Origin of the sequence: uncultured Anaerococcus sp. (genome assembly GCF_947253225.1) — a bacterium.
GTDB lineage: Bacteria > Bacillota > Clostridia > Tissierellales > Peptoniphilaceae > Anaerococcus.
Window position 1 is genome coordinate 1 of sequence record NZ_CAMXYR010000068.1, and the last position, 6,750, is coordinate 6,750.

A 6,750-nucleotide genomic window follows, 5' to 3' on the forward strand; every position below is an offset into this window, starting at 1 on the left:
TATTATCGTAAATATACTTGATAGGAGAACTATGATTCCAAAGGATTTAAGCCTTGTAGTAAGGGCTTCGAAGATGGCAATTATAGGTAGGGATAGGAGTATGCTTAGGCCTATATAGTAAAAATATATATTAAAGCTAATGCTTGAAAAGCCACCTATAAATTTTCCACCTAGGTAAAAGAGGGCCAAGAAATATATTTGACAAAGGCTAATTATTATAAAGGCTACAATGAGCTTAGCTATTATGAAGTCAATGTTTTTTCTCGGACTTAGCCTAATAAATTTAAGACCTGCCTTGTGTTCTGTCGCCCAAAGACTTGCTATTATAATAGCTATAAGGGGGATATAGAAGAATGAGAAGTAAAATAAACTTACCTGAGTCCACAGACTTTGCCATTCATTGGTTAGAATTTCTCTATTGCCAATAAAGTTTATTAAGCCAAAGGCATTGGCTAGCAAGGGGATAATTAGACTTACTAGCAAAATATTTATAATTTTTATTTTTTTAAATTCTAATTTTAACATATATCCTCCTAGTCCTTGTACAAGTTGTAAGTTTTCATCTCTTTTATATAGATTATAGTTAACATTAAGAGTATGAGGGCGATTATTCCAGTATAGAAATTTATAGGATTTAATACTTGAACAAATTTATCTCCTTCTTTGACAAAAGATAGATTCATTAGACTAGCCATCCATGCAAAGGGATTAAGAAATGAGAGAAATTCTGATGTAAGCATTGTTATTATTCCAGTAAGTCCACCTACTATAGAAATAAATGATAGGCTATAGACTCTTTTTACCTTCATTTCAATAATCATAAATAATCCTAGGAAAAATAGGTTTATTAGTAGGATAGATATATTTACCAAAAAAAATCTAAAAATCACATCATTAGTCATAGGAAAATTAAGAGAAATCATGGCAAGTCTTAGAAAAACAAGGGCTTTTATGATTTGCAGTAGCACTAACCTTAAAGATAAGTTTTTAAATTTATTAATAAGAATATCATTCACTTTTTCCCAAAGGCTCTGCTGGAGATGCCACATCTTGTTTTTTTCTTCAATTTTAATTACTTTTTACAAGAGATGAAATCAATATTGGATTAATCAATAAGGATACAAATAAGTATGTGTCCATAATAAAGAAAAGTGAATACTTACTTTCCCAAAAGATCTTCCTGAAACTTAGCCTGTTATAATTATCATAGTGGTGTATAATTATCATATATATATGAGGAGGAAGGTCATGCATTTAGCAGATCCAGGAGATATTAAGCTTAAAGTTTTCTTATTGGTACCAGTAATTTTGTGTTTGATAATTTTGTTTTTGGTCGATAAGACCAATGGCAATATTATAGCAGGTTTTAATCTTATGGAGGAAGAAAAAAAGGAAGATTTGATTAAACGAGGATATTTAAAAAAAGTCAAAGTCATGATTTTAATAATGTGTCTGCCTTTAGTTTTTGCTTTTTTATCTAGTTTTTTTGTAAGTGATATGGAGCTTTTCGATATAATTATGATGAAGGCCTGGGGCATCTTTGCCATAATTACTATTTTGGGGATAATTCTTGTTAATTATTCTATGAGAAATTAACCGTATATGGATTTATTCCATATGCGGTTTTTGTCTTGGAATTTCTGTTAGCTTATCTAAAAAAGGTGAGTAAAGAAAAAACACTTTAAATAATGCAAAGTCATTGCTTTTTATTGTTTTAGGGGTACTATAAAGTTTGTAAAAAAAGGGGTGAATAAATTGATAATTGAAAAAATTATTGGAAATGTTTTTGATATAAATGAAGAAAATTTAATAATCAACTGGCTTAATATTCCTTACGACCATGCCCACAAGAAAATTCAAAGATTTGAATATGAGGGTTTAGACTTGGGTCTGAAGCTTTCTGAAGAGGATAGACAAAGAGGTCTAAAGCATGGAGATATAATTTATAGAGAAAATAATGTAATTTATGCTATCAATATCGAAGAGCTTGAATGCTTAAAGCTTTCAATGGATGAGGCTAAGAGCTTTGTCAACTTGGCATATATTATTGGCAATCGTCATGCAAAATTATACTGGTCAGAAGATGGTGAATCTTTAATTACACCATATGAGAAGACCCTAGAAGATATGCTAAAGACTGTAGAAGGGATAAAGATGGATAAGGTCATGGCTAAATTATTGCCAAAAAACAACTTGATGGCAATTCTTCCTCAAGGTCAAGTAGTAGAGCATCATAGTCACGACCATGATCACGATCACGTCCACAATCATCACCACCATCACCATGAATAGAAAAAAATATGAAGAAGAGCTCATCCTCCTTCAATTAAATGATAGTCAATTTCCTATAGGTTCTTATTCACATTCTTATGGACTTGAAAATTATATCCTAAAGAATTTGATTAAAGATTCGAAAGATACAAAAAAATATTTAATAAACTATTTAAAAACTAGCTTCTATTATAATGACCTTTTAGCTGTATATCTAGCTTACAATTATTTTATAGAAGGAGAAAAAGATGAGCTTTTAGATCTAAATATAAGATTACAGGCTCAAAAAAGCCAAAAAGAGTTAAGGGAAGCTTCAGAGAAGTTAGGCTCAAGACTTATATCGACAGTTCATAAGATGGACATATCTATGCCAGAACAATACTATGACTACTTAGATTATCATAAGAAAAATGACATTATCATCCATCACTCAGTCGCCTATGCTCTAATTACAGTAAGTCTTGATATTGATTTGACCGCATCTCTTTTGAGTTTTGCATTTAATATGGCACAGAATCTAGTGATTACAGCGGTTAAGACAGTACCTATCAGCCAGTTTGATGGGCAGAAAATCTTATATGAACTATATGACTTGATAATAGATTTAGTTACAAAGATAGATAAATTGGATGAGGAGTATTATTTTACTTCATATCCAGGTGTAGAAGTTGCTTCAATGCAACATGAAGTATTATATTCAAGACTTTATATGTCTTAGGGAGGCTTATGGATTACGTAAAAATTGGTGTCGCAGGCCCTGTTGGTTGCGGCAAGACACATTTGATAGAAAAACTAGTAGAAGAATTCAAAAAAGATTATAAGGTTGCTGTAGTTACTAATGATATATATACAGAAGAAGATGCAAACTACCTAAAAGATCAGGGGATTCTTGAAAGAGATAGGATAAGAGGAGTAGAAACTGGAGGATGTCCTCATACAGCCATAAGAGATGATGTTTCTATGAACCTTGAAGCTTGTGAGGATTTAGTCAGAAATTTTAAGGATATAGAAATAATCTTTATCGAAAGTGGTGGAGACAATCTATCAGCAACCTTTAGTCCTGACCTTGCAGATGCCACCATCTTTGTAATAGATGTAGCTGCAGGTGGGGATATACCAAGAAAAGGAGGCCCAGGAATTTTAAGATCAGACCTTCTTATCATAAACAAAAAAGATTTAGCTCCTTATGTTGGCGTTGACCTTGAGGCTATGAGAAAGGATACCCTAGCCCAAAGAGGAGAACGTCCATTTATCTTTACTAATATCAAAAATGGCGATGGCCTTAATGAGGTCTATGACTGGATAAGAAAGCAAGTCTTATTAGAAGATTTAAAATAATGAAAAAAACATACGCAAGAGCCAGCAGATTATATTTAGAGTTTGAAAATAAGGATGATACAACAATCCTAAAAGATATTTACAATTCTCCACCATTCTTAGTCATGCACACCTTCAAATACGGTAACTTTACCAAGGCTATGATTATGAGCTCAAGCCCAGGTATCTTGGAAGGCGATAGGCAAGAAGAAAGATTTTATGCAAAAAAAAATAGCAAGGTCTTGCTTTCTTCTCAATCATACGAAAAAGTTTATAAGATGAACGAGGATTCTTTCGCAAGTCGTAAGGTCGAAATTCGTGGAGAAGAAAAATCTGACTTTATTTTTAAACTTTTACCCATGATTCTCTACAAGGATGCAGATTTTAGGGAGGATATCAAGGTAGATTTAGAAAAAGATGCTAGGCTTATTTTTTCTAACTGCTTTGTAGCTGGTAGAATTGGTAGGGGAGAAAGCTTTGAATTTAAAAGCTACAAGACTAATCTAGATATAAACCTTGATGGCAAACTTATCTACACCGAAAAAAACCTCATAAGGCCAAGAGAACAAAATATAAATGAACTTGGTTTAATGGAAGGCTATGACCACTTTTTGTCAATGGTTGCTATAAATTTTTCCGATGAAAATAATCTAGGCGAGATTCGCAATATAATTGATAAGCACAGTTTAAAGAGAGGACTAAAAGGTGGGGCAAGTTGCAGCTTTAGAAATGATATTCAAATTAGAATTTTGGGCAAGATGGGACAGGATTTAATAGAATGTGAAAAAGAAATAATAGATTATTTAATTGAAAAAGGGGGAAGGATATGCATTTAGTACCAAAAGATATTGAACGCTTGATGATATTTACAGCTGGAGAAGTTGCCAGAAAGCGTAAAGAACGTGGACTTAAATTAAACTATCCTGAAGCAGTCGCTCTAATCAGTGCCGAGCTTTATGAGATGGCTCGTGATGGCAAGACTGTTTCAGATTTGATGCAAGAAGGCAGGAAGATTCTAACAAGGGATGATGTCATGGAAGGTGTCCCTGAAATGATTAAGGATGTACAAATAGAAGCCACATTTCCTGATGGAACCAAGCTTGTAACAGTTCATCAACCAATAGTGTAGGAGGCAAAAATGATTCCAGGTGAAATTTTTTATAAAGATGAAGATTTAATTTTAAATGAAGATTTCGAAGCTATTGAAATAGAAGTAACAAATACTGGAGATAGGGCCGTACAAATCGGTTCTCATTTTCATTTTTTTGAAGTGAATAGATTTTTGAAATTCAATCGTAGCATGGCCTTTGGCAAAAAACTAGACATCCCTGCAGGAAATGCTATTAGATTTGAACCAGGTCAAACCCATAGGGTTAGATTAATTGATATCGGCGGAAATGGAAGGGTCATCGGCTTTAACGGACTCACAAATGGTGTAGCCCATGATATAAAAAAAGAGGAAGCCATGAAAAACCTAATTCAAAAAGGCTATGCTAATATTAATAGTGATGGGGAGGAATAGATGTCATTTAAAATCTCAAGAGAAAAATACGGGTCTATGTATGGGCCAACTACAGGCGATAAAGTTAGACTAGCAGATACAAATATTATAATAGAAATAGAAAAAGATTATGCAATTTATGGAGATGAATCAATCTTTGGTGGTGGTAAGACTGTAAGAGATGGAATGAATCAATCTTCAACTGAAAGCTATGCCTCAGGAACTTGTGATACAGTAATTACAAATGCGATTATCCTAGACTATACTGGTATCTACAAGGCAGATATAGGAATTAGGGATGGTATTATTACAGGAATAGGAAAATCTGGAAACCCAGATATGAATGATAATGTCAACCCCGGTCTTGTAATAGGGGCAAGCACTGAAATTATCTCAGGCGAAAATAAAATCGTAACTGCTGGAGCAATTGACACTCACGTTCATTTCATATCAGCCGATCAAGCAAACACTGCCCTTGCAGGAGGAACTACTACCCTAATCGGTGGTGGAACAGGACCTGCTGATGGGACAAATGCTACAACCTGTACTCCTGGTCCTAACCACCTAGAAGCCATGCTAAAATCAGTCGAAGGATATCCAGTAAATGTAGGACTTTTAGGTAAGGGTAACTGCTCAAGCAAAGAGCCCCTTTATGAACAAATAAAAGCAGGAGCTTGTGGCCTGAAGATTCACGAAGATTGGGGAGCAACAAGAGCCGTTATAAATTCCAGCCTTGAAGTTGCTGATGAGTACGATATTGCAGTTGCTATCCATACCGACACCCTTAACGAAGGCGGTACAATTGAAGATACCCTAGATGCTATTGGTGGTAGAGCTATACATTTCTTCCATACTGAAGGAGCAGGAGGAGGACATGCACCAGATCAAATAGTTGCAGCAGGCTTTAACAATGTCTTTCCAGCATCAACAAATCCAACTATGCCTTTTACCATAAACACATCAGATGAGCACTTGGATATGGTTATGGTTTGCCACAATCTTGACAAAACCATAGAAGAAGATGTAGCCTTTGCTGACTCAAGGATTAGACCGGAAACAATAGCTGCAGAAGATGTCCTCCAAGATATGGGGGTATTCTCAATAATGTCTTCAGACTCTCAAGCCATGGGCAGGATTGGCGAAGTTGTCATGAGAACATGGCAAACAGCATCAAAGATGAAGGACCAACGTGGAGCCCTCAAAGAAGATGAAGGAAATAATAACGATAACTTTAGGGCCAAAAGATATGTAGCCAAATACACTATAAATCCCGCCATAGCCCATGGAGTATCTGAATATATTGGTTCAATCGAAGTCGGTAAACGTGCAGATCTTGTCCTTTGGGAGCCAAAATTCTTTGGAGTTCGTCCAAAACAAATACTAAAAAATGGTCTAATAATAATGGCACCGTCAGGAGATCCAAACGCATCCATACCAACACCACAACCTGTAATATACAGAAGAATGTATGCGGCCATTGGTGGAGGAATCGGTAATTCTTGTATTACCTTTGTCTCAAAATCTGCCTATGAATCAGGCATAAAAGAAAAACTAGACCTAAAAAGAATGGTACTACCTGTTCATAATTGTAGAAACATCGGCAAAAAAGATATGAAACTAAACTCCGAAACTCCAAACATCAAGGTAGACCCAGAAACTTA

The 6,750-nt window shown here is 34.8% G+C and carries 9 protein-coding genes and 1 pseudogene; 8 read left to right on the plus strand and 2 right to left on the minus strand.

Translation table 11 applies throughout. From position 1 onward, the window contains the following. A partial coding sequence (locus Q0W95_RS06970; RefSeq protein WP_297791248.1) for an ABC transporter permease occupies window positions 1-525 on the minus strand: 525 nt, incomplete at its 3' end. Window positions 526-533: 8 nt separating this feature from the next. Next, window positions 534-1,250: pseudogene (locus Q0W95_RS06975) on the minus strand (hypothetical protein). On the opposite strand from Q0W95_RS06975, the gene Q0W95_RS06980 reads away from it, so the two are divergent. The 8 genes from Q0W95_RS06980 to ureC form a co-directional block, all read left to right on the plus strand. Further along, the gene (locus Q0W95_RS06980; protein ID WP_297791250.1) at window positions 1,249-1,596 is read left to right on the plus strand and encodes a DUF3784 domain-containing protein; all 348 of its coding nucleotides are present in this window, start codon (window positions 1,249-1,251) and stop codon (window positions 1,594-1,596) included. The pseudogene Q0W95_RS06975 and the gene Q0W95_RS06980 sit on opposite strands and share 2 nt — an antisense overlap. A gap of 150 nt (window positions 1,597-1,746) precedes the next feature. Continuing rightward, window positions 1,747-2,292, plus strand: a complete 546-nt coding sequence (locus Q0W95_RS06985) for an urease accessory protein UreE (protein WP_297791252.1) — start codon at window positions 1,747-1,749, stop codon at window positions 2,290-2,292. Then, on the plus strand, window positions 2,285-2,989 hold the full coding sequence (locus Q0W95_RS06990) for an urease accessory protein UreF (protein WP_297791254.1): 705 nt from the start codon (window positions 2,285-2,287) through the stop codon (window positions 2,987-2,989). Before Q0W95_RS06985 ends, Q0W95_RS06990 begins: the two co-directional genes overlap by 8 nt. Before the next feature lie 8 nt (window positions 2,990-2,997). Then, a complete protein-coding gene (ureG, locus tag Q0W95_RS06995) occupies window positions 2,998-3,609 on the plus strand; it encodes an urease accessory protein UreG (protein WP_297791256.1) in 612 nt (203 codons plus the stop codon). Then, the gene (locus tag Q0W95_RS07000; protein WP_297791258.1) at window positions 3,609-4,424 is read left to right on the plus strand and encodes an urease accessory protein UreD; all 816 of its coding nucleotides are present in this window, start codon (window positions 3,609-3,611) and stop codon (window positions 4,422-4,424) included. Before ureG ends, Q0W95_RS07000 begins: the two co-directional genes overlap by 1 nt. Further along, on the plus strand, window positions 4,415-4,717 hold the full coding sequence (ureA, locus tag Q0W95_RS07005; RefSeq protein ID WP_004816472.1) for an urease subunit gamma: 303 nt from the start codon (window positions 4,415-4,417) through the stop codon (window positions 4,715-4,717). The genes Q0W95_RS07000 and ureA overlap by 10 nt, the downstream gene beginning before the upstream one ends. A gap of 9 nt (window positions 4,718-4,726) precedes the next feature. Then, entirely contained in the window at window positions 4,727-5,110 is a 384-nt protein-coding gene (gene ureB / locus Q0W95_RS07010) for an urease subunit beta (RefSeq protein WP_297791261.1), read from the plus strand. Further along, window positions 5,111-6,750 (plus strand): urease subunit alpha (ureC, locus tag Q0W95_RS07015; protein WP_297791263.1); only part of this gene is annotated, 1,640 nt, incomplete at its 3' end. It lies immediately after the preceding gene.